Genomic DNA, 21,777 nt, shown 5'->3' with positions numbered 1-21,777 from the left:
TAGCGGTGGGGGCTGTCTGCCCCCACACCCCCGAGGATATTTGCACAAGAAAGAAAGGTTCTTCGGATGAAGGATCACGCGCTCCGGGCCCCCTTGCGGGCGATCAACTGGAACCGGCTGGAGGACGAAAAGGACCTGGAGGTCTGGAACCGCCTGACCGTCAACTTCTGGCTGCCCGAGAAGGTGCCGCTGTCGAATGACGTGCAGAGCTGGGCCACGCTGCGGCCGGCCGAGCGCGAGCTGACCATCCGGGTCTTTACCGGGCTGACGCTGCTCGACACGGTGCAGAACACCATCGGCGCGCCCTCGATGATGCCCGATGCGCTGACGCCGCATGAGGAGGCGGTGCTGTCGAACATCAGCTTCATGGAGGCGGTGCATGCGCGGTCCTACAGCTCGATCTTCTCGACGCTGTGCCTGACCAAGGAGGTGGACGAGGCCTTTCGCTGGGCCGAGGAGAACCCGCATCTGCAGGCCAAGGCCCGCACCATCGTCGAGAAATACGCGGCCGGCGCCGATCCCTTGAAGCGCAAGATCGCCAGTGTCTTCCTGGAAAGCTTCCTGTTCTATTCGGGCTTCTATCTGCCGATGTACTGGTCCTCGCGCGCGAAGCTGACCAATACCGCCGACCTGATCCGCCTGATCATCCGCGACGAGGCGGTGCATGGCTATTACATCGGCTACAAATACCAGCGCGGGCTGGAGAAGCTGGGCGCCGAGAAGCAGCAGGAGCTGAAGGACTTCGCCTTTTCGCTGATCTTCGACCTCTACGAGATCGAGTCGCGCTACACCGCCGAGCTTTACGACGGCATCGGCCTGACCGAGGACGTGAAGGCTTTCCTGCATTACAACGCCAACAAGGCCTTGCAGAACCTGGGCTATGAGGCGCTGTTCCCGCCCGCCGCCTGCGAGGTGAACCCGGCGATCCTGGCCGCGCTGTCGCCCGACAGCGAGAACCATGACTTCTTCAGCGGCTCGGGCTCATCCTATGTCATCGGCAAGGCGGTCGCGACCGAGGACGAGGACTGGAACTTCTAGGCTGCGGCCCGGGCGCGGCGCTGCGCCACGGCCGAGCAGACCAGCAGTTGCGTCATGTGATAGATCATCACCGGCAGCACGGTCGCCCCGACCGTCGCCGCCGGGAAGATCGCATAGGCGATGGGCAGCCCCGAGGCGAGGCTTTTCGTCGAACCGCAGAAGAACAGCACCGCCTGGTCGGCCGGCGGCAGGCGGCAGGCGCGGCCGGCGGCGGTCATGATGCCCATGGCCAGCGCCAGAAACAGCGCCACCACCAGGAAGCACAGCACCAGCCCCGAGGCCGGGATGCTGGACCAGATCCCCGCGACCGTGCCGGCGCCGAAGGCGGAATAGACGATGAGCAGGATCGAGCCGCGGTCCACGATCATGGTCAGGAACCTGTGGCGCTGGACGAAGCTGCCGATCCAGGGCCGCAGCACCTGCCCGACCACGAAGGGCAGCAGGATCTGCAGTGCGATCTTCTGCACGGCCTCGAAACTGACGGCCGCGCCCTCCTGATGCAGGATGCGCGCGACCAGCAGCGGCGTCAGCACCACCCCGACCAGGTTCGAGACCGAAGCGGCGCAGATCGCCGCCGGGACATTGCCGCGCGCGATCGAGGTGAAGGCGATCGAGCTCTGGATCGTCGAGGGTAGCACCGCCAGGAACAGCAGCCCCAGCGTCAGCTCGGGGCCCAGCATGCCGCCGAACACCGCCGCCAGCCCCAGTCCCAGGATCGGGAACAGCGCGTAGGTCGCGGCGAAGGTCAGCCCCTGCAGCCGCCAGTTCAGCATCCCCGCCCGGATCGACGCCGGGTCCAGCTTGGCGCCGTAAAGGAAGAACAGCAGCACCACCGCCCACCAGGTCGCAAGCCGCAGCGCCTCGGACGCCATGCCGCGGGCCGGCAGCAGCAGTCCCAGCGCCACCGTGGCCAGCAGAAGCAGCATGTAGGTGTCGATGCCGATGCGTTTCAGCGCGTTCATGGCGGTCCCCCGTGGCTGGCGTTCCGGCGGTTCTGGACCACATGGCCGCCGGATACAAGCAAGCCGGGGATCAGTCGAAACCCTGCTTCAGCACCACCATGGTCGAGGTCTCGGCCACCGCCGGGATGCGTTGCAGCACGTCGCGGATGAAATGGCCAAGCGCGTCGATGTCCCGGACCTGCACCCGCAGCATGTAGTCGATATTGTTGCCGGTGACGAGAAAGCAGGCCATGACCTCGGGCCGGCCGCGCAGGGCGGCGAGGAACTCCGCGCTGCCCTCGGCGCCGCTGCGCGCCAGGCGCACCGCGATCAGCACGCTGACATTCAGTCCCAGCGCGCGGGGGTCGATCTGCGCGGCATAGCCGGTGATAACGCCGGCTTCCTCCAGCCGCTTGACCCGACGGCCGCAGGGCGTGGGCGACAGGCCGACCCGCTCGGACAGGTCGAGAATCGAGATCCGCCCCTCGGCCCGCAGATGGGTCAGGATGCGGTGGTCGATGGCGTCGAGCTCGATCATTGGCGAATCCGGTCGCTGCGATGGCTTTTCTTGGCGTAATAGCGCGTAGATGGGGTGATTGCAGCATGTCTTTGCAGGGACACGCCGCCACGGCGCCTGTATCCTGCGCCGGTCGTCCATGAGGTTGCCCATGCCCGCCACCGCCGTCGCCGCCGCACCCGAACCTGCCACCCGTCCCGATTTTGCCGAATGGCTGGGGCGGAGCAATGACGTGACCTCGGTCTTTCTGGCCGCCGGGCAGATTCCGGGATTGATCAACCTGGGCGGCGGGCTGCCCGATCCGGCCCTGTTCCCGGCCGAGGAACTGGCCCTGCTGGCGGCCGAGGCGATCCGCAGCCAGCCGCAGGATTGCCTGGGCTATGGCCCGATCCCGGGCCTGCCGGCGCTGCGCGACCGGATCGCGGCCCGCGCTTCGACCGAAAGCCTGCAGCTGACGCGCGAGAACGTGCTGATCACCTCGGGCGGGATGCAGGGGCTGGATCTGGTCGGCCGGGTGCTGATGCATCCGGGCGCGGTGATCGCGGCGCAAAGCCCGGCCTATCTGGGTGCGCTGGACGCCTGGCGCCCGCATGATCCGGCCTATCGGCCGATGCTGCTGGAGCGGCCGGGTTTCGATCCGCACGCCGCGCTGGCGGGGGCGCAATTCGCCTATGCGGTGCCGAATTTCTCGAACCCCAGCGGCCGGCTGGTGCCGCTGGAGGAACGCCGGGCGCTGGTCGCGGCGGCGCATGATACCGGCACCTGGCTGGTCGAGGACGACCCCTATGCCGTGCTGCATTACGACGCGGCGCCGCTGCCCCGGCTGCTGGACCTGTCGGGGGCGCAGGCGCCGGGCCCCTATGCCGGGCCGGTGATCCATATGGGGTCGCTGTCCAAGGAGCTGACGCCGGGGCTGCGCATCGGCTGGGTCATCGCCGCGCCCGAGATGATCGCGGCGCTGGCGCTGGCCAAGCAGGGCGCGGACATGTGCAGCAGCGGGTTGTCCCAGGTGCTGGCGTTGCGGGCGCTGGAAACTGGCCTGGCCGAACGGATCCGGCCGCGCATCCTGGAAACCTATCGCCAGCGCCGCGACGCGCTTTGCACGGCGATGCGGGCGCATCTGGCCGAGCAGCTGGACTGGCAGCGGCCGGTCGGCGGCATGTTCGTCTGGGCGCGGGCGCGCGATGCAAGGCTCGATACCGACCGGCTGTTGCGCCATGCGTTGCAGCACGGCGTCTGCATCTCGCCCTCCAGCGTCTTCGACCCCGAGGGGCGCGACCGCGGCGGGCTGCGGCTGAACTTCACCCTGAACCCGCCCGAAAAGCTGGAGGAGGCTTGCCTGCGGCTCGCCCGCGCCATCCGCACCGCTCTGGCCGAGGCCTAGCGGTCGGCAGCGGCCATGGTCGCCGCGACCGCCTTTTTCCAGCCCTTGTAGCGGGCCTCGCGCTGCCCGGCCGGCATCCCGGGCTCTAAGCGGCGGTCGAGCGCCCAGTTCCGCGCGAATTCCTCGGGCGGCGGGCAGAGGCCGGCGCGCAGGCCGGCGAGATAGCCCGCGCCAAGCGCCGTGGTTTCGGTCACGCGCGGGCGGTCGACCGGCGCGCCCAGGATGTCGGCCAGGAATTGCATGGTCCAGTCGCTGGCCACCATGCCGCCATCGACACGCAGCACGCTGTCGCCAGCGCCGGGCCAGTCGGCGCGCATGGCTTCCAGCAGGTCGCGGGTCTGGAAGCCGACGCTTTCCAGCGCCGCGCGGGCGAATTCCGCGGGGCCCGAGTTGCGCGTCAGGCCAAAGATCGCCCCGCGGCAATCCGGCCGCCAATAGGGCGCGCCCAGGCCGGTGAAGGCCGGGACCAGCAGCAGTTCCTGCGAGGGATCGGCGGCTTCGGCCAGCGGCTGCGTCTCGGCGGCCTCGCGAATGATCTTCAGCCCGTCGCGCAGCCATTGCACTACGGCCCCGGCGATGAAGATCGAGCCCTCCAGCGCATAGGTCGTGCGGCCGTCCAGGCGATAGGCGATGGTGGTCAGCAGCCGGTTCGAGGACGGCACCCTCTCGGCCCCGGTGTTCAGCAGCGCGAAGCAGCCGGTGCCATAGGTCGATTTCAGCATGCCGGGTTGGAAACAGGCCTGGCCCACGGTCGCGGCCTGCTGGTCGCCGGCGACGCCCAGGATCGGGATCTCGCGGCCGAAAAGATCGGCGCGGGTCATGCCGAAGTCGTCGGCGCAGTCACGGACCTCGGGCAGCAGCGCCATGGGAATGTCGAGCAGCGCGCAGATTTCCGCGTCCCAGCGGTTCTCGGCGATATTGTAAAGCAGCGTGCGCGCGGCATTGGTCGCATCGGTGGCATGGACCCGGCCGCCGGTCAGGTTCCAGATCAGCCAGCTGTCAACGGTGCCGAAGGCCAGCTCGCCCGCCTCGGCCCGCGCCCGTGCGCCCGCGACGTTGTCGAGCAGCCATTTCAGCTTGGTGCCCGAGAAATACGGGTCCAGGAGCAGCCCGGTGCGCGCCGCGATCATCGGCTCATGGCCTTCGGCCTTCAGCGCCTCGCACAGGTCCGCCGTGCGGCGATCCTGCCAGACGATGGCGCGATGCAGCGGCTGGCCGGTCTTGCGATCCCAGATAAGCGTCGTCTCGCGCTGGTTGGTGATGCCGATGGCGGCGATGTCGCCCGCGTGCAGCCCGGCCTTTTCCACTGCCGCCCGCGCCACGCCCGCCACGCTGACCCAAAGGTCCGAGGCGTCATGCTCGACCCAGCCCGAGGCCGGGAAATGCTGGGGAAACTCCTTCTGCGCCGAGGCGACGGGGTTCAGCCTGGCGTCGAAGATGATGGCGCGCGACGAGGTGGTGCCCTGGTCGATGGCAAGGATATGGGTCATGGCGGGTCCGGCGACTTGGGAAACGGGGGGCGGCGCACCGCCCCCCGGATGGGCATTACTGCCAGGACTTGATCAGCTCGTCATAGGAAATCGTCTCGCCCTGCGGCTTTTCGTTTTCCAGCGGACCGACCGGCGAGCCCTCGGCGTCAAGCCATTCCTGCGGGTCCTTTTCCTCGTTCAGCTTCGGACCCAGGTCGCCCTGCACCTTCGAGCGTTCCAGGCGGGCCAGCACCTTTTCCTGCTCGGCGCAAAGCGCGTCCAGCGCCTCTTGCGGGGTCTTGGCGCCCGAGAGCGCGTCGCCGATGTTCTGCCACCAGAGCTGCGCCAGCTTCGGATAGTCCGGGATATTGGTGCCGGTCGGCGACCATTGCGTGCGGGCGGGCGAGCGGTAGAACTCGATCAGCCCGCCCAGCTTGGGCGCGCGGTCGCTGAAGTGCTGGCTGTCGATGGTGGACTGGCGGATGAAGGTCAGGCCGACGTCGGATTTTTTCACATCGACCGTCTTCGAGGTGACGAATTGCGCGTAAAGCCAGGCGGCCTGCGCGCGATCCACCGGCGTGGACTTCAACAGCGTCCAGCTGCCCACGTCCTGATAGCCGATCTTGGTGCCGTCCGACCAATAGGCGCCATGCGGGCTGGGCGCCATGCGCCATTTCGGCGTGCCGTCCTCGTTCACGACCGGCGTGCCGGGCTTGACCATATCGGCGGTGAAGGCGGTGTACCAGAACATCTGCTGGGCAATGTCGCCGCGCGCCGGGACCGGGCCGGCCTCGCCGAAGGTCATGCCCATGGCTTCCGGCGGCGTGTATTTCTTGAGCCAGTCGATGGCCTTGGTCACGGCATAGACCGCCGCCGCATCGTTGGTCGCGCCGCCGCGCGCCACGCAGGAGCCCACGGGACGCGAATTCTCATCGACGCGGATGCCCCATTCGTCGACCGGCAGGCCGTTCGGCTCGCCCTTGTCGCCCATGCCGGCCATGGACATCCAGGCGTCGGTATAGCGCCAGCCCAGGCTGGGATCCTTCTTGCCATAGTCCATGTTGCCCCAGGCCTTCGCCGGGCCGCCCTCGATATAGGACATGTCGCGGCCGGTGAAGAATTCGGCGATGTCCTCATAGGCCGACCAGTTCACCGGCACGCCCAGGTCGTAGCCATATTTGGCCTTGAAATCGTCCTTGGTCTTCTGGTCGTTGAACCAGTCGTAGCGGAACCAGTAGAGGTTCGCGAACTGCTGGTCGGGCAGCTGATACAGGTCGCCGTCCGGCGCGGTGGTGAACTTCAGCCCGATGAAGTCGTCCAGGTCCAGGGTCGGGCTGGTGAAGTCCTTGCCCTCCTCGGCCATCCACTTGGTCAGGTCGCGGGCCTGCTGATAGCGCCAATGGGTGCCGATCAGGTCGCTGTCGTTGACATAGCCGTCATAGATGTTCTCGCCGGTCTGCATCTGGGTCTGCAACTTTTCGACCACGTCGCCCTCGCCGATCAGGTCGTGGGTGACCTTGATGCCGGTGATGGCGCTGAAGGCCGGGGCCAGCACCTTGGCTTCGTATTCATGCGTGGTGATGGTTTCCGAGACCACCTTGATTTCCATCCCCGCCAGCGGCTTCGCGGCGTCGATGAACCACTGCATCTCCTTTTCCTGATCGGCGCGGGGCAGCGTGGACATCTCCCCGATCTCGGCGTCCAGGAATTTCTTGGCGGCCTCCATGTCGGCCCAGGCCGGGGCACCCGTCACCATCAGCGCCAGCGCGATGGCTGTGGCCGCGCCGGCCCCTCTGTGCGATATGGTTCTTGTCGGTCTCATGGTTTTCCTCCCTGACGAGACTTCTTTGTTCAAACCCAGCGGAACACCGCTGCGGCATAGACAAGGCACAGCGCGAGCGCCCACCACAGCGGCGGGCCCGCGAAGAACAGCCAGCCCAGGCAGATGAAGGCCGAGCCGAGCAGGCTGATGAACAGCCGGTCCCCGCGCGTCGTCTCGATGCGCAGGATGCCGGTGCGCGGGGTTTCGGGAAACCGCAGCGCAAGAATGGTGAACAGCGTCAGAAGGCTGGCGATGACCCAGAAGAACAGCGCCACCGGAAAGGTCCAGGCCATCCAGCCGCCGGGGATCATCGGGTCGAACCATTGCTTTTCTCCGCTCGTGCTGGGGGTGGCCCAGAGCAGGAACGCCAGCACAGCGCCCAGCACGGTGACGGCGGCGATGCAGATCGCGGTCCAGTTGACGCGACGGACGGCCAAGTCGGTCATCACACCCTCCCCAGGGCGAAGCCCTTGGCAATGTAGTTGCGCACGAACCAGATCACGAGCGCGCCGGGGATGATGGTCAGCACCCCCGCCGCCGCCAGCACGCCCCAGTCCATGCCCGAGGCCGAAACCGTGCGGGTCATGGTCGCGGCGATGGGCTTGGCGTTGACCGAGGTGAGCGTGCGCGACAACAGCAGCTCGACCCAGGAGAACATGAAGCAGAAGAAGGCCGCGACCCCGATGCCCGAGGCGATCAGCGGCATGAAGATCCGCACGAAGAAGCGCGGGAAGCTGTAGCCGTCGATATAGGCGGTCTCGTCGATCTCCTTCGGCACGCCGCGCATGAAACCTTCCAGGATCCAGACCGCCAGCGGCACGTTGAAGAGGCAATGCGCCAGCGCCACCGCGATATGCGTGTCGAAAAGCCCGATCGAGGAATAAAGCTGGAAGAAGGGCAGCGCGAAGACCGCCGGCGGCGACATGCGGTTGGTCAAGAGCCAGAAGAACAGGTGCTTGTCGCCCATGAAGTTGTAGCGCGAGAAGGCATAGGCGGCAGGCAGCGCCACCGCGATGGAAATCACCGTGTTCATCACCACATAGATGATGGAGTTCACGTAGCCCATATACCAGCTGGGGTCGGTCAGGATCACCCGGTAGTTCCGCAGCGTCAGGTTGTGCGGGTAAAGGCTGAAGGTGCCGGTGATCTCGGCATTGGTTTTCAGGCTCATGTTGAGCAGCCAATAGATCGGGATCAGCAAGAACAGCAGGTAAAGCACCATGACGATGGCCGAGGGTTTGATGCGCATCACAGGCCCTCCGGGATGTCGGACGGGTTGCGGTCCATGCTGGTCATGACGGTGTAGAACACCCAGGAGACCAGCAGGATGACCAGGAAATACATCAGGCTGAAGGCCGCCGCCGGGCCCAGGTCGAACTGCCCGACCGCCATCTTCACCAGGTCGATGGACAGGAAGGTGGTCGAGTTGCCGGGACCGCCGCCGGTGACGACGAAGGGCTCGGTATAGATCATGAAACTGTCCATGAAGCGCAGCAGCACGGCGATCAGCAGCACGCCCTTCATCTTCGGCAGTTCGATATAGCGGAACACGGCCCAGCGGCTGGCCTGGTCGATGCGCGCCGCCTGGTAATAGGCCTGCGGGATGGATTGCAGCCCGGCATAGCAGAGCAGCGCGACAAGCGAGGTCCAGTGCCAGACGTCCATGACGATGACCGTGACCCAGGCATCGATCGGGTCGTTGGTATAGTTGTAGTCCAGCCCCAGGGCTTCCAGCGTATGGCCCAGAAGACCGATATCGACGCGGCCGAAGATCTGCCAGATCGTGCCGACCACGTTGAACGGGATCAGCAGCGGCAGCGCCATCAGCACCAGCACCAGGCTGGACCAGAAGCCCTTTTTCGGCATGTTCAGCGCCACGAAGATGCCCAGCGGCACCTCGATGGCGAGGATGATGGCCGAGAACAGCGCCTGCCGCCCCAAGGCTTCGTGCAGGCGCGAGGAATGCACCATCTCGTCGAACCATTCGAGGCCGGCCCAGAAGAACTCATTGTTGCCGAATGTGTCGTTGAAGGCATAGTTCACCACCGTCATCAGCGGGATCACCGCCGAGAAGGCGACGATCACCAGGACCGGCAGCACCAGGAACCAGGCCTTGTTGTTCCAGGTCTTTTCCATCAGCGGCCCTCCTGTGGCGCCACGCGCCAGTCATCGGCATAGACATTGATCTTGGACGGCAGGAAGGCGACGCGCGGCTCGGCCGGCAGGGCGCCGCCCTCGGGCAGGACCAGGTTCAGCGCCCGGCCCGCGACCTCGCCGCGCAGCAGGCGGTGGCGGCCGACGTCCTCGATCCGGCGCACGGCCAGCGGCAGGCCCTCCGCCGCAAGCGCGACATGTTCGGGGCGGATACCGATCTGCACCCGGCCCGACAGCGCCGGATAGCGGGCGCCGAGCGCCACGATCTCGCCGCCCGGCAGCCGGGCCTGATCGCCCTGCACCTCGGCGTCCAGGAAGTTCATCCCCGGCGAGCCGATGAAATAGCCGACGAAGCTGTGGGCCGGACGCTCGAACAGTTCCTCGGGCGTGCCGATCTGCACCACGCGGCCGTCATACATGACCACGACCTTCTGGGCGAAGGTCAGCGCCTCGGTCTGGTCATGGGTGACATAGATCATGGTATGGCCGAACTGGCGGTGCAACTCCTTGAGCTGGGTGCGCAGTTCCCATTTCATATGCGGGTCGATGACGGTCAGCGGCTCGTCGAACAGGATCGCGTTCACGTCCTCGCGCACCATGCCGCGGCCAAGGCTGATCTTCTGCTTGGCATCGGCGGTCAGGCCCTGGGCCTTGCGCGCCAGCATCGCCTCCATGCCGATCATCCGGGCGATCTGGTCCACGCGCGCCTTGATATAGGCGGCGTCCTTGCCGCGGTTCTTCAGCGGAAAGGCCAGATTCTCGCGCACGGTCATGGTGTCGTAGACGACCGGGAACTGGAACACCTGGGCGATGTTGCGGGCCGCCGTCGGCGCGTCGGTCACGTCGCGGTCGCCGAACAGCACCCGGCCGTGGCTGGGGGTCAAGAGCCCCGAGATGATGTTCAGAAGCGTGGTCTTGCCGCAGCCCGACGAGCCCAGCAGCGCATAGGCGCCGCCGTCCTGCCAGACATGGTCCATTTCCTTCAGCGCGTAATCCGCTTCCGACTTCGGATGCGGGTTGTAGCTGTGCGCCAGGTTCTTCAGCGTGATCTGCGCCATCTCAGGCCGCCTTCGCATAGGATGCGGGCGCGGCCAGCCGGCCGTCCGCGTCGAACAGATAGACATGCGCCGGGTCCAGCCAGACCGAGAGCGGCTGGCCCGGCGTCAGCACATGCACGCCCTCGACCAGCCCGACCCAGCGCTCGGCGCCGTGATCGACATGGATGAAGGTTTCCGAGCCGGTGATCTCGGTCGCGACCAGGGTGCAGGGAAACTCCACCGCCGCCGGGCTGTGGCGGGAGAGCGACAGGTGGTTGGCGCGAAAGCCGGCCAGATAGTCGCCGTCGGGCAGGCCCGGGACCGAGGGCACCGCGACCTGACCCAGAAGCAGCCGGTCGCCGCGCCGGGTGGCGGGGACGAAGTTCATCGGCGGGTCGGAGAACACCCGCGCCGTCGCGGCATCGACCGGGGCGCGATAGACCTGCGGCGTCGGGCCGAATTGCGTCATCCGGCCCTGCCACAGCGTCGCGGTATGGCCGCCCAGCAGCAGCGCCTCCTCGGGCTCGGTGGTGGCATAGACGAAGATCGCGCCGGAGGCCTCGAAGATGCGCGGGATCTCGACGCGCAATTCCTCGCGCAGCTTGTAGTCGAGGTTCGCCAGCGGCTCGTCCAGCAGCACCAGCCCGGCGCCCTTGACCAGCGCGCGGGCCAGGGCGCAGCGCTGCTGCTGGCCGCCGGACAGTTCCAAGGGCTTCCTGGCCAGCATCGGCGTCAGGCGCAGCATCTCGGCGGTCTCGCGCACCTTGCGGTCGATCTCGTCCCGCGGCCGGCCCAGGATGCGCAGCGGCGAGGCGATGTTCTCATAGACCGAAAGGCCGGGGTAGTTGATGAACTGCTGATAGACCATGGCGACGCCGCGGTCCTGCACGCGCTGGCCGGTCACGTCCTGGCCCTGCCACAGGATGCGGCCGGCGGTCGGCTGGTCCAGCCCGGCCATCAGGCGCATCAGGCTGGTCTTGCCCGAGAGCGTCGGGCCCAAGAGCACGTTCATCGTGCCCTCGCGCAAGGTCAGGCTGGTCGGGTGGATATGCACCCTTCCGCCGACAAGACGCGAGACGCCCTGCAATTCCAGCGCCATTCCTTCTCCTCCCCTCGCCGCCCCCTCCGGGCGGCGGATCATCGCGACCCGACGAACGCCTCCAGCTCGCGGATCTGGTTGTCATTCATATGCAGCCCCAGCTTGGTGCGGCGCCACAGGATGTCCTCGGCCGTGCAGGCGAATTCGTTGGCGATAAGCCAGCTTACCTCGGTCTCGCTCAGCCCGGCACCGAAATCGCGGCCCAGGTCCGCAAGGCTCTGCGCCCCGTCCAGCATCAGGAAGGCCTCGGTGCCATAGGTCCGCACCAGCCGCTGCGCGAGGCGCGCAGGCAGGAACGGAAAGCCGGCCCGGAGCCGCGCGATCAGCTCGGCCGCGCCATCGACCGGGAAATCGCCGCCGGGCAGCGCCACGCCGGCCGTCCAGGGCTGGCCTGCCTGCGGAAAAAACGGCGCGAGCTTTTCCAGCGCGCTTTCGGCCAGCCGGCGATAGGTGGTGATCTTGCCGCCGAAGACATTCAGCAGCGGCGGGCCATCCGTGTCGAGGCTCAGCACATAGTCCCGCGTCGCCGCCGTCGCCGACTTGGCGCCGTCGTTATAGAGCGGCCGCACGCCGGAATAGGTCCAGACCACCTGATCCGGCGTCACCGGCGCGGCGAAATATTGGCTGGCGAAGGCGCAAAGATAGTCGCGCTCGGCATCCGTGCAGCGCGCCTCGCCCGGCGGGCCCTGATGGTCCATGTCGGTGGTGCCGATCAGGGTGAAATCCTGCTCATAAGGAATGGCGAAGATGATGCGCCCATCGCTGCCCTGGAAGAAATAACAGCGGTCGTGGTCGTAGAGCTTCGGCACCACAATATGGCTGCCGCGCACCAGCCGCACCCCCTCGGATGAGCGGATATGCGCGACATTGCGGATCACATCCTCGACCCAGGGGCCGCCGGCATTGACCAGCGCCCGGGCCTGATGGGTCTGCATGCCCTCGGGGCCCTCGGTGGTGACCTGCCACAGATCGCCCACCCGCTCGGCCCGGATGACGCGGGTGCGGGTCAGGATGGTGGCACCGCGTCCCACGGCATCGCGCGCGTTCAGCGCCACCAGCCGCGAATCCTGCACCCAGCAGTCGGAATATTCCCAGCCGCGCCGGAAGCCGGGCTTCAGCGGCTTGCCCAGGGGGTCGGTCGCGAGATCCAGCCGCGCGGTGCCGGGCAGGATCTTGCGCCCGCCAAGATGGTCATAAAGGAACAGCCCCAGCCGGATCAGCCAGGCCGGCCGGCGGCCGCGCGTCCAGGGCATGACCAGACCCAGCAGCCGCGAGGTCGGCGTGTCGCTTTCAAAGCGCATCTCGGGCGAATAGGGCAGCACGAAGCGCATCGGCCAGCTGATATGCGGCATGGCGCGCAGCAGGGTCTCGCGTTCCTCCAGCGCCTCGCGCACCAGGCGGAACTCGAAGAACTCCAGATAGCGCAGCCCGCCGTGGAACAGCTTGGTCGAGGCCGAGGAGGTCGCCTGCGCCAGATCGCCCATCTCGGCCAGCGTCACCGACAGCCCGCGGCCGGCCGCGTCGCGCGCGATGCCGCAGCCGTTGATGCCGCCGCCGATGATGAAAAGATCGGCCGTTGGCCGCTTTGCCGATGACACGCCAACCCTCCGCCGGTGCCACGCCCCTGTCTTGCCGAAAACTTGTAACGGCTGCGTGACCCCGGTCAAGCATTGATTTTCGTTTTCATGCTAATTCGCGCAAAAACGAACTGATTTGCGCGGCGATGCAGAAAAATTCCAGGCGGGATTGCTGCAATTGCAGCGTGACGCCCGCGTCCATACGCGGTTTCTTTCGTTTCGCGTGGCGGAAGCTCCGCCGCGATGGCGGTTGAAGCGGCGGCGCGGCTCTTGCTAAGCATCGGGCGAATGCGGCCGCGCGCCGCCCGCCAAAGGAACCGCCATGCCCTTTTCCAGCCTTCGGCCCGCGCTGCTGACCGGCCTTGCCCTGCTGATGCTGGCGGGCTGCGGCATGCGGCGCCACAGCCCGCTGGAATGCATGGAGCGGGCGATGTATTTCGAATCGAACCGCTCCAGCCGCGACGGCATGATCGCCGTGGGCAGCGTGGTGATGAACCGGGTCGAATCGGGACAGTATCCGCGCTCGATCTGCGGCGTCGTCGGCCAGCGCGGACAGTTCGCGCCGGGCATCATGACGCGGCGCATGAACGACAGCGGCCTGCCCAAGGTACGCGAGGCCGCCCGCGCCGTCCTGCGCGGCGAGCGTCACCCGATGATCGGCAAGGCCATGTTCTTCCACGCCGCCAGCCACCGCTTCGGCTATGACAACATGCATTACGTGCTGGTCGCGGGCGGCAATGCGTTTTACGAAAAGCGCAAGAGCCACCTGGTCAGCCAGCCGGTGCCGCCGCGCCCGGTCGAGGGCATCACCGGCTGGTAAGCCGCGCCGAAACGAACCCATGCGAACATTTGCGAAGCGATGCGCGCGGCCGGACGCCGTTCGCCCGGACATGCCGGCCGGACAAGGCGGATTCCCGCTGCGGTGGTCTTGGTATTGCCGACGAAATCTGGCAAAGGACGCGCAACACTGAACAGGGGCCATGCAGATGAGCAGCATCGAGACAGAAACCGAGGGTCGGGCGGCCACCCTGACCCATCTTCAAAGGCTTGAGGCCGAGAGCATCCAGATCATGCGCGAGGTCGTCGCCAGCGCCGACAATCCGGTGATGCTCTATTCCGTGGGCAAGGACTCGGCCTGCATGCTGCATCTGGCGAAAAAGGCCTTCTACCCGGCGCCGCCGCCCTTTCCGCTGCTGCACGTGGACACGACCTGGAAATTCCGCGCCATGTACGAGCTGCGCGACCGCGCCGCCGCCGCCGCCGGCATGGAGCTGATCGTCCACCACAACCCCGAGGCGATGGAAAAGGGCATCAACCCCTTCGACCACGGCAGCCTGCACACCGACATGTGGAAGACCGACGGGCTGAAGCAGGCGCTGAGCAAGTTCAATTTCGACGTGGCCTTCGGCGGCGCGCGCCGCGACGAGGAGAAATCCCGCGCCAAGGAGCGGGTGTTCTCGTTCCGCTCGGCCAACCACCGCTGGGATCCCAAGAACCAGCGCCCCGAGCTGTGGAAGCTCTACAACACCCGCAAGGGCAAGGGCGAATCGATCCGGGTCTTCCCGCTGTCGAACTGGACCGAGCTGGACATCTGGCAATACATCCACCTGGAAGGCATCGACATCGTGCCGCTGTATTTCAGCGACAAGCGCCCGGTCGTCGAACGCGACGGCCTGCTGATCATGGTCGATGACGAACGCTTCCGCCTGCGCGACGGCGAACAGCCGATGATGAAATCGGTGCGCTTCCGCACGCTGGGTTGCTATCCGCTGACCGGCGCCGTCGAATCCGAGGCCCGCACCCTGCCCGAGGTCATCCAGGAGATGCTCTTGACCACGACCTCGGAGCGCCAGGGCCGCGCCATCGACCACGACCAGTCCGCGTCGATGGAGAAGAAGAAGCAAGAGGGGTATTTCTGAAATGAACCTTCAAGACAAAGACCCCGTCTACGTCACCGACGCGCTGATCGCCGAGGACATCGACGCCTATCTGCTGAAGCACCAGCACAAGACCATGCTGCGCTTCATCACCTGCGGCTCGGTCGATGACGGCAAATCGACGCTGATCGGCCGGCTCTTGTATGACAGCAAGATGATCTTCGAGGATCAGCTTGCAAGCCTTGAAAACGACAGCAAGAATGTCGGAACCCAAGGCGGCGAGATCGACTTCGCGCTGCTGGTCGACGGGCTGGCGGCGGAACGCGAGCAGGGCATCACCATCGACGTGGCCTATCGCTTCTTCGCCACCGACAAGCGCAAGTTCATCGTCGCCGACACCCCCGGCCATGAACAATATACCCGCAACATGGTCACCGGCGCCTCGACCGCCGACCTGGCGGTGATCCTGATCGACGCGCGCCAGGGCGTGCTGACCCAGACCCGGCGGCACAGCTATCTGGTGAACCTGCTCGGCATCAAGAACGTGGTGCTGGCGGTGAACAAGATGGACCTGGTCGATTACTCGGCCGAGCGTTTCTACGAGATCGTCAGCGATTACAGCCATTTCGCCAAGCAGATCGGCATGGAGAGCTTCCTGCCGATCCCGATCTCGGGGCTCAAGGGCGACAATATCGTCACCAAGAGCCCGGCGATGCCCTGGTACCAGGGCCCGACCCTGCTGGGCCACCTGGAAGAGGCGCCGGTCAACGACGCCCGCATGCAGGAACAGCCCTTCCGCATGGCGGTGCAATGGGTGAACCGGCCGAACCTCGATTTCCGCGGCTTCGCCGGCCAGATCGGCGCCGGACAGGTCCGGCCGGGCGACGCGATCCGGGTGCTGCCCTCGGGCAAGACCACCACGGTGAAATCCATCGTCACCTTCGACGGCGATCTGGACCAGGCCGTCGCCGGGCAATCCGTCACCATCACCTTCGCCGATGAGATCGACTGCTCGCGCGGCGACGTGATCGTCCGGTCGGACGCGCCCTGCGAAGTGGCCGACCAGTTCGAGGCGACGCTGGTGTGGATGGCCGAGCAGGAGATGCTGCCGGGCCGGCCCTATATCCTGAAGATCGGCACCCAGACCGTGACCGCCACCGTCACCGAGCCCAAGTATGAGGTGAACGTCAACACGCTGGAGCACCTGGCCAGCAAGACGCTGGGCCTGAACGCGATCGGCGTGGTGAACATCTCGACCGACCGGCCGATCCCCTTCGAGGCCTATGCCACCAACCCCGATCTGGGCGGCTTCATCCTGATCGACCGGATGTCGAATGCCACGGTCGCGGCCGGCATGATCCATTTCGCGCTGCGCCGCTCGCAGAACGTGCATTGGCAGGCGCTGGATGTCGACCGCGAGGCCCATGCCAGCCTGAAGAACCAGAAGCCCGCCGTGGTCTGGTTCACCGGCCTGTCGGGCTCGGGGAAATCGACCATCGCCAATATCGTCGAGAAGAAGCTGCATGCGCTTGGCAAGCACACCTTCCTGCTGGACGGCGACAACATCCGCCACGGGCTGAACCGCGACCTTGGCTTCACCGATGCCGACCGGGTGGAAAACATCCGCCGCGTGGGCGAGGTGGCCAAGCTGATGACCGATGCCGGGCTGATCGTTCTGACCGCCTTCATCTCGCCCTTCCGCTCGGAGCGGCAGATGGTGCGCGACCTGATGGCGCCGGGCGAATTCGTCGAGGTCTTCGTCGACACGCCGCTGGCGGTTGCCGAATCGCGCGACGTCAAGGGCCTTTACAAGAAGGCGCGCGCGGGCCAGCTGAAGAACTTCACCGGCATCGACAGCCCCTATGAGCTGCCTCAGCAGGCCGAAATCACCGTCAATACCGTCGATCTGACCCCCGAGGACGCCGCCGAGCGCATCGTTCAATACGTGCTGACCCGGATGAGCTGAGGCCGGATCCTTAAGGATTGACCTAAAAGCCAGGCAAAGGGGCGGTGTCGGCAACGGCACCGCCCTTGCCTTGCGCCGTTTCGGCAACACTGTCCGAAAGTGGTATTGTTGTTCCCCTGTTCCGCGAGGCAGGCTTGGGGAAAGAACAACAGGAGATGACCATGAAAGGCACGGTCACGATCACCGGTCGCAAGGGCGCGCTGGTGTCCGGGGAATACGAAGTCACCGGCGACCGGCTGCGGGTGTTCTATGACGGGCAGGAGCGGCTGGTGCGCATCGACGGCGGCCAGGTCGATCACCTAGCCCAGGCGCTGCTGCGCGACCTCTGGCTGGGCTGAGCCCGGCGGAACAAGCCTCGCGCCGGGCCGATGCGGCCCGGTGCGCGCGTCTTAGGCGCCCTTGCCGGCCGGGCGGTATTCCCGCGCCAGCGCGGCCCGGCCTTCGGGCGGCACGGCACCGGCCGCGGCCAGGTCCACGACCAGCAGCACCTCGCCCCGCGCGCCCGCCATGGCCAAAGGCTGGCCGTCCGGTCCAGCGATGACCGACAGGCCGCCATAGTCCAGCCCGGCCTCGGAGCCCGCGTAATTCGCGTAGGCCACCACCGCGCCGCTCTCATGCGCGCGGGCCGGGACCAGCACGCGCTGGACATGCTCGAAACCCAGCGGATTGGCGGTCGGCACCAAGATCAGCCGCGCCCCGTCCCGGGCCAGCGCGGCGGCATGGCCGGGAAACTCGATGTCATAACAGACCAGCGTCGCCGCCGCCCGCCCCGCCAGTTGAAAGACCGGCGGCAGTTCGGTGCCGCGCCGGAAGCCCGCCTGCTCCATGGCGCCATAGAGCTGGATCTTGCGATAATGCGACAGGATCGCCCCGTCGGCGCCGATCACCGTCGCGGCGTTGTAAAGCGCCTCGCCCGCGCGTTCGGCCCAACCGAGGCACAATCCGCAGCCGGCCTCGCGCGCCATCTCGCGCAGGCGGGTGATCCATGTGCCGTCCAGCGGCTGGGCCAGCGTGGCATGCAGGTCGGGGCGATTATAGCCCGGCAGGATCAGCTCGGGCGTCAGCAGCAGCCCGGCGCCCGCCGCCGAAGCCGCCCGCAACTGCTGGCAGATCGCCCGGAAAACCGCATCGATCCGGCCATATGTCGGCGGCGCCTGCCAGAGTGCAATCTTCACTTTTCAGCCCCTTCGCGGTGATACTGGCGCGCAGTCTAACCGATCCTCCGGCCTTCGCCAGCCGGTCCCGTGGGAGAGCAGCATGACCGACCGCCCCGTCACCGCCTTCGGCCCGGATTTCCCCTTTGCCTATGACGACTGGCTGCGCCATCCGGCGGGGCTTGGCGCCATCCCGGCCGAGCGGCTGGGCACCAAGGTCGCGGTGATCGGCGCGGGCTGCGCCGGCATCGTCGCCAGCCACGAGCTGATGAAGCTGGGCCTGCATCCCGAGATCTATGAATCGGCCAAGCTGGGCGGCCGGCTGCGGTCCGAGATCTTCGAGGGCACCGAGGACGTGGTGGCGGAACTGGGCGGGATGCGCTTTCCGGTCTCCTCGACCGCCTTCTACCATTACGTCGACCTGGTCGGGCTGGAAAGCCGGCCGTTTCCGAACCCGCTGACCGCCGCCGCCGGCTCGACGGTGATCGACCTCGAGGGCGAGACGCATTTCGCTCGCAGCCTTGACGACCTGCCGCGGCTTTACCACGAGGTCGCCACCGCCTATCGCGCCGCGCTGGAAGAACACGCCGATTTCGCCGCGCTGCAACAGGCGGTGCGCGACCGCGACGTGGCGCGGCTCAAGGCGCTGTGGGATCCGCTGGTGGCGCAATGGGACGAGCGCACCTTCTACGATTTCGTGGTCTCGTCCAAGGCGTTCCAGGGCCTCGGCTTCCGCCACCGCGAGGTGTTCGGGCAGGTCGGCTTCGGCACCGGCGGCTGGGACAGCGATTTTCCGAATTCGATGCTGGAGATCCTGCGGGTGAACCTGCTGGAGCTGGACGATAACCAGCGATTCATCGTCGGCGGGGTCGAGACCGTGCTGCAACGGCTGTGGCGCCTGCCGGCGGTCTGCGTGCATTGGCCCGCGGGCACCACGCTCAGCGCGCTGAACGGCGGCGCGACTCTGGGCCGGGCCTGCCGCATCGCCCGCAACGGCGCGGGCTTCACCGTCACCGACCAATGGGGCGTTGCCCGCGACTATGCGGCCGTGCTGGTGACCTGCCAGAGCCACCTGCTGACCACCTCGGTCGCGGTGGACGAATCGCTCTTCGACCAGAAGCTGTGGATGGCGCTGGACCGCACCCGCTACATGCAGGCGGCGAAGACCTTCGTCATGGTGGACCGGCCGTTCTGGAACGATACCGATCCGGCAACCGGCCGGCCGGTGCTGTCGATGACGCTGACCGACCGGCTGACGCGCGGCAGCTATTTCTTCGACAACGGCCCCGACCGGCCGGCGGTGATCTGCCTGAGCTATTCCTGGATGACCGACGCGCTGAAGGTGCTGCCGCTGGCACCCGAGCGGCGGGTCGAACTGGCGCTGGATGCGCTGGACAAGATCTATCCCGGCGTCGACATCCGCAGCCATATCCGCGGCGCCCCGATCTGCGTCAGCTGGGAGGCGGACGAGAATTTCCTCGGCGCCTTCAAGGGCGCGCTGCCCGGTCATTACCGCTATAACCACCGCATGTATGGCCATTTCATGCAGGGCTCGATGCCCGAGGAGCAGCGCGGCATCTTCCTGGCCGGCGACGGCATCAGCTGGACCCCGGCCTGGGTCGAGGGCGCGGTGCAGACGGCGCTGAATGCAGTCTGGGGGGTGATGGCGCATCTGGGCGGTGCCTGCGCGCCCGAGAACCCCGGCCCGGGCGAGCTGTGGCCGCGGATCGGCCCGCTGGCCCTGCCGGACTGAACCCGAAAAATCGCGTGACAAGCCGGCGCGGCCCGGCTAACCATGGCGCCATGTCGCATCGTGATTTCTACACCGCCTCGTTTTATTGGTTCCGCTGTCCCCAGCGGAGCCGGGTTGTCGTGTAGCGTCAGGAACGCGATACCATCCCCGAAAGCCGCTGGCCCGACCGGCGGCTTTTGTCTTTCGAAAACCCCCGGTCCGGCCCCTTCGCAGAGAAAGAGCCATGACCATCCAGACCGAAAACCTGCATATCGACAGCCTGCGCCTGCTGCCCGCGCCCGCTGCCCTGGCGGCCGAGCTGCCGCGCGACGACGCGATCTCGCGCCTTGTCACCGAAAGCCGCGCCGCGATCCGCGCCATCCTGGCCGGCGATGACCGCCGGCTTCTGGTGGTGGTTGGCCCCTGCTCGATCCACGACCCCAAGGCCGCGCTGGATTATGCCGCGCGGCTGGCCGAGGAACGCCGGGCGCTGTCGGACCGGCTGGAAATCGTCATGCGGGTCTATTTCGAAAAGCCGCGCACCACGGTCGGCTGGAAAGGGCTGATCAACGACCCGCATCTGGACGGCTCGGACCGGATCGAGGACGGGCTGCCGATGGCGCGCCGACTGCTGCTGGACATCAACCGCATGGGCCTGCCAGCGGCGACCGAGTTCCTGGACCCGATCCTGCCGCAGTATTTCGCCGACCTGATCGCCTGGGGCGCCATCGGCGCGCGCACCACGGAAAGCCAGATCCACCGCCAGCTGGCCTCGGGCCTGTCCTGTCCGGTCGGCTTCAAGAACGGCACCGATGGCGGCGTGCAGGTGGCGCTGGATGCGATCCGCTCGGCCGCGGGCGCGCATAGCTTCCCGGCGATCACTGCCGACGGCCGCGCCGCCATCGCCCGCACCACCGGCAATGCGGCCTGCCATCTGGTGCTGCGCGGCGGCCATGCCGGGCCGAATTACGGCGCCGCCGATGTGGACGCCGTCGCGGCGGCGGCCGCCAGGGTCGGGGTGGATCCGGGCATCGTCATCGACGCGAGCCACGCCAACAGCGGCAAGGACGCTGCCCGCCAGCCGGCGGTGATCGCCGACATCGCCGCGCAGATCCGGGGCGGCGAGGCGCGCATCCGCGGCGTCATGCTGGAAAGCAACCTCGTCCCCGGGCGGCAGGACCTGGCCCCGGGCCGCGTGCCGACCTATGGCCAGAGCATCACCGATGCCTGCCTGGGCTGGGAGGACACGCGCCGGCTGCTGCACGACCTCGCCGCCACCCTGGACGCGCAGGCCCGCGCTGCCTGAGGCTCGGGGCGTCGGGCCAGCTTTTCTGACGCCTGCGGCCATTCGCGGCGCCAGCGGCCGATGGCGAATTCGGCAAAGCGCGGCGGTCCTTCCTGGTCACCGCCCAGGCGGTGCCCGCTCGACCGGCGGCCGGCGCATGATTCCGGGCTATGGACCTCGGGCACCGAGCATTCGTCGAAGATCGCGACGCCCAGGCCCGTGGTGCAGCAGGCGATCCCCGCCTCGCGGAACGACCGCGCCGGGTCTCGCTTTTCGCGACGGCGAGCGCGTCCCGCATGGTTTGCACAGGAAAGGCAGATGACGCCCTTCCTGGCGGCCGCGGCCGCCGCTATCAGGTCGGCACCGACATGCTCGCCGGATTCCGGCCCGATCTGGAGGGGCGCCGCGCTGCGCGAGACGGCCGCGATCAGCTGTTGATCGCAACGGAACGCCGCCCGGATCGGCTGATCGGGGCGGCGGGATGGCGCGGGACGCGGGGTCTGCTGCCCCGGCCGTCCTTACAGGTGGATCTGGCTGAAGGCAGCCTTGGGAATGCCCAGTTTCTTCAGGTCGCGCGCGTCCGGAGTGCGGTGCATGTCTACCGCGGCGGCGGCGTGGACGGCGGCCCGGAAGGCGCCGAAGAACGAGCGGAGGGACTGAAGGGCGGTCATCTGCTTTGCCTGTCTGTCGGTGTTTCTACGCCAACAGAGATGGGCCTCTCCCGC

The 21,777-nt window shown here is 67.1% G+C and carries 20 protein-coding genes; 8 read left to right on the top strand and 12 right to left on the bottom strand.

The annotated features are described in order from the left end of the window. Positions 1–66 precede the first annotated feature (66 nt). Positions 67–1,038, top strand: coding sequence for a class 1b ribonucleoside-diphosphate reductase subunit beta (gene nrdF, locus ASV56_RS16800; RefSeq protein WP_062563113.1), 972 nt, complete (start codon positions 67–69; stop codon positions 1,036–1,038). Here the strand turns inward: nrdF and ASV56_RS16795 are convergent. Continuing rightward, the gene (locus tag ASV56_RS16795; protein ID WP_062563112.1) at positions 1,035–2,000 is read right to left on the bottom strand and encodes a bile acid:sodium symporter family protein; all 966 of its coding nucleotides are present in this window, start codon (positions 1,998–2,000) and stop codon (positions 1,035–1,037) included. The two genes, nrdF and ASV56_RS16795, sit on opposite strands and share 4 nt — an antisense overlap. A 70-nt stretch (positions 2,001–2,070) precedes the next feature. Continuing rightward, the gene (locus ASV56_RS16790; protein ID WP_062563111.1) at positions 2,071–2,517 is read right to left on the bottom strand and encodes an Lrp/AsnC family transcriptional regulator; all 447 of its coding nucleotides are present in this window, start codon (positions 2,515–2,517) and stop codon (positions 2,071–2,073) included. Between the two features lie 130 nt (positions 2,518–2,647). On the opposite strand from ASV56_RS16790, the gene ASV56_RS16785 reads away from it, so the two are divergent. Continuing rightward, the gene (locus ASV56_RS16785) at positions 2,648–3,880 is read left to right on the top strand and encodes an aminotransferase-like domain-containing protein (protein ID WP_172823787.1); all 1,233 of its coding nucleotides are present in this window, start codon (positions 2,648–2,650) and stop codon (positions 3,878–3,880) included. Here ASV56_RS16785 and glpK read toward each other — a convergent pair. From glpK to glpD, 8 genes are all read right to left on the bottom strand, one after another. Then, positions 3,877–5,370, bottom strand: coding sequence for a glycerol kinase GlpK (glpK, locus tag ASV56_RS16780; protein WP_062563109.1), 1,494 nt, complete (start codon positions 5,368–5,370; stop codon positions 3,877–3,879). The two genes, ASV56_RS16785 and glpK, sit on opposite strands and share 4 nt — an antisense overlap. Positions 5,371–5,425: 55 nt before the next feature. After that, positions 5,426–7,105 (bottom strand): ABC transporter substrate-binding protein, encoded by a 1,680-nt coding sequence (locus ASV56_RS16775; RefSeq protein WP_437435926.1) that lies wholly within the window; start codon positions 7,103–7,105, stop codon positions 5,426–5,428. 95 nt (positions 7,106–7,200) lie between these two features. Beyond that, positions 7,201–7,482, bottom strand: coding sequence for a DUF2160 domain-containing protein (locus tag ASV56_RS16770; RefSeq protein WP_062563362.1), 282 nt, complete (start codon positions 7,480–7,482; stop codon positions 7,201–7,203). A gap of 134 nt (positions 7,483–7,616) precedes the next feature. Continuing rightward, positions 7,617–8,420, bottom strand: coding sequence for a carbohydrate ABC transporter permease (locus ASV56_RS16765; protein WP_062563107.1), 804 nt, complete (start codon positions 8,418–8,420; stop codon positions 7,617–7,619). Continuing rightward, positions 8,420–9,307, bottom strand: coding sequence for a carbohydrate ABC transporter permease (locus ASV56_RS16760; protein ID WP_062563106.1), 888 nt, complete (start codon positions 9,305–9,307; stop codon positions 8,420–8,422). Before ASV56_RS16760 ends, ASV56_RS16765 begins: the two co-directional genes overlap by 1 nt. Then, positions 9,307–10,383, bottom strand: a complete 1,077-nt coding sequence (locus ASV56_RS16755; protein WP_062563105.1) for an ABC transporter ATP-binding protein — start codon at positions 10,381–10,383, stop codon at positions 9,307–9,309. The genes ASV56_RS16760 and ASV56_RS16755 overlap by 1 nt, the downstream gene beginning before the upstream one ends. A 1-nt stretch (position 10,384) precedes the next feature. Continuing rightward, positions 10,385–11,461, bottom strand: a complete 1,077-nt coding sequence (locus ASV56_RS16750; RefSeq protein WP_062563104.1) for an ABC transporter ATP-binding protein — start codon at positions 11,459–11,461, stop codon at positions 10,385–10,387. Positions 11,462–11,499: 38 nt separating this feature from the next. Next, positions 11,500–13,059 carry a glycerol-3-phosphate dehydrogenase gene (glpD, locus tag ASV56_RS16745; protein WP_062563103.1) on the bottom strand — a complete coding sequence of 520 codons (1,560 nt, stop codon included), beginning with the start codon at positions 13,057–13,059 and terminating at the stop codon, positions 11,500–11,502. Positions 13,060–13,360: 301 nt separating this feature from the next. On the opposite strand from glpD, the gene ASV56_RS16740 reads away from it, so the two are divergent. The 4 genes from ASV56_RS16740 (at position 13,361) to ASV56_RS16725 (ending at position 17,219) form a co-directional block, all read left to right on the top strand. Beyond that, positions 13,361–13,858, top strand: a complete 498-nt coding sequence (locus tag ASV56_RS16740; protein ID WP_062563102.1) for a cell wall hydrolase — start codon at positions 13,361–13,363, stop codon at positions 13,856–13,858. Positions 13,859–14,018: 160 nt separating this feature from the next. After that, positions 14,019–14,957 carry a sulfate adenylyltransferase subunit CysD gene (cysD, locus tag ASV56_RS16735; RefSeq protein WP_062563101.1) on the top strand — a complete coding sequence of 313 codons (939 nt, stop codon included), beginning with the start codon at positions 14,019–14,021 and terminating at the stop codon, positions 14,955–14,957. A 1-nt stretch (position 14,958) separates the two neighbouring features. Beyond that, positions 14,959–16,881 carry a sulfate adenylyltransferase subunit CysN gene (cysN, locus tag ASV56_RS16730; protein WP_062563100.1) on the top strand — a complete coding sequence of 641 codons (1,923 nt, stop codon included), beginning with the start codon at positions 14,959–14,961 and terminating at the stop codon, positions 16,879–16,881. Positions 16,882–17,042: 161 nt separating this feature from the next. Then, the gene (locus tag ASV56_RS16725) at positions 17,043–17,219 is read left to right on the top strand and encodes a hypothetical protein (protein ID WP_253880124.1); all 177 of its coding nucleotides are present in this window, start codon (positions 17,043–17,045) and stop codon (positions 17,217–17,219) included. A gap of 51 nt (positions 17,220–17,270) precedes the next feature. On the opposite strand, the gene ASV56_RS16720 is transcribed toward ASV56_RS16725, so the two are convergent. Then, positions 17,271–18,056, bottom strand: a complete 786-nt coding sequence (locus ASV56_RS16720) for a nitrilase-related carbon-nitrogen hydrolase (RefSeq protein ID WP_062563098.1) — start codon at positions 18,054–18,056, stop codon at positions 17,271–17,273. 82 nt (positions 18,057–18,138) lie between these two features. Here ASV56_RS16720 and ASV56_RS16715 point away from each other — a divergent pair, with 82 nt between their 5' ends. Together ASV56_RS16715 and ASV56_RS16710 are read left to right on the top strand one after the other, a co-directional pair. Continuing rightward, positions 18,139–19,788 (top strand): flavin monoamine oxidase family protein, encoded by a 1,650-nt coding sequence (locus ASV56_RS16715; protein ID WP_062563097.1) that lies wholly within the window; start codon positions 18,139–18,141, stop codon positions 19,786–19,788. Positions 19,789–20,011: 223 nt separating this feature from the next. Continuing rightward, positions 20,012–21,073, top strand: a complete 1,062-nt coding sequence (locus ASV56_RS16710) for a 3-deoxy-7-phosphoheptulonate synthase (RefSeq protein ID WP_062563096.1) — start codon at positions 20,012–20,014, stop codon at positions 21,071–21,073. A gap of 497 nt (positions 21,074–21,570) precedes the next feature. Here ASV56_RS16710 and ASV56_RS24025 read toward each other — a convergent pair whose 3' ends face one another. Next, positions 21,571–21,723 (bottom strand): hypothetical protein, encoded by a 153-nt coding sequence (locus tag ASV56_RS24025; protein ID WP_018001378.1) that lies wholly within the window; start codon positions 21,721–21,723, stop codon positions 21,571–21,573. Positions 21,724–21,777: the final 54 nt, after the last annotated feature.

It is taken from the genome of Paracoccus aminovorans (assembly GCF_001546115.1).
GTDB classification, from domain to species: Bacteria; Pseudomonadota; Alphaproteobacteria; order Rhodobacterales; family Rhodobacteraceae; genus Paracoccus; species Paracoccus aminovorans_B.
This window is presented reverse-complemented; position numbering and strand designations above follow the sequence as displayed.

Coding starts and splice junctions, on each gene's coding strand:
- ASV56_RS16740 (WP_062563102.1), top strand. CDS start 13,361: ATGCCCTTTTCCAGCCTTCGGCCCGCGCTGCTGACCGGCCTTGCCCTG.
- ASV56_RS16770 (WP_062563362.1), bottom strand. CDS start 7,482: ATGATCCCCGGCGGCTGGATGGCCTGGACCTTTCCGGTGGCGCTGTTC.
- ASV56_RS16755 (WP_062563105.1), bottom strand. CDS start 10,383: ATGGCGCAGATCACGCTGAAGAACCTGGCGCACAGCTACAACCCGCAT.
- cysD (WP_062563101.1), top strand. CDS start 14,019: ATGCAGATGAGCAGCATCGAGACAGAAACCGAGGGTCGGGCGGCCACC.
- ASV56_RS16765 (WP_062563107.1), bottom strand. CDS start 8,420: ATGCGCATCAAACCCTCGGCCATCGTCATGGTGCTTTACCTGCTGTTC.
- ASV56_RS16725 (WP_253880124.1), top strand. CDS start 17,043: ATGAAAGGCACGGTCACGATCACCGGTCGCAAGGGCGCGCTGGTGTCC.
- ASV56_RS16775 (WP_437435926.1), bottom strand. CDS start 7,105: ATGGTGACGGGTGCCCCGGCCTGGGCCGACATGGAGGCCGCCAAGAAA.
- ASV56_RS16790 (WP_062563111.1), bottom strand. CDS start 2,517: ATGATCGAGCTCGACGCCATCGACCACCGCATCCTGACCCATCTGCGG.
- ASV56_RS16760 (WP_062563106.1), bottom strand. CDS start 9,307: ATGGAAAAGACCTGGAACAACAAGGCCTGGTTCCTGGTGCTGCCGGTC.
- ASV56_RS16785 (WP_172823787.1), top strand. CDS start 2,648: ATGCCCGCCACCGCCGTCGCCGCCGCACCCGAACCTGCCACCCGTCCC.
- glpK (WP_062563109.1), bottom strand. CDS start 5,370: ATGACCCATATCCTTGCCATCGACCAGGGCACCACCTCGTCGCGCGCC.
- cysN (WP_062563100.1), top strand. CDS start 14,959: ATGAACCTTCAAGACAAAGACCCCGTCTACGTCACCGACGCGCTGATC.
- ASV56_RS16750 (WP_062563104.1), bottom strand. CDS start 11,461: ATGGCGCTGGAATTGCAGGGCGTCTCGCGTCTTGTCGGCGGAAGGGTG.
- ASV56_RS16795 (WP_062563112.1), bottom strand. CDS start 2,000: ATGAACGCGCTGAAACGCATCGGCATCGACACCTACATGCTGCTTCTG.
- ASV56_RS16710 (WP_062563096.1), top strand. CDS start 20,012: ATGACCATCCAGACCGAAAACCTGCATATCGACAGCCTGCGCCTGCTG.
- nrdF (WP_062563113.1), top strand. CDS start 67: ATGAAGGATCACGCGCTCCGGGCCCCCTTGCGGGCGATCAACTGGAAC.
- ASV56_RS24025 (WP_018001378.1), bottom strand. CDS start 21,723: ATGACCGCCCTTCAGTCCCTCCGCTCGTTCTTCGGCGCCTTCCGGGCC.
- ASV56_RS16715 (WP_062563097.1), top strand. CDS start 18,139: ATGACCGACCGCCCCGTCACCGCCTTCGGCCCGGATTTCCCCTTTGCC.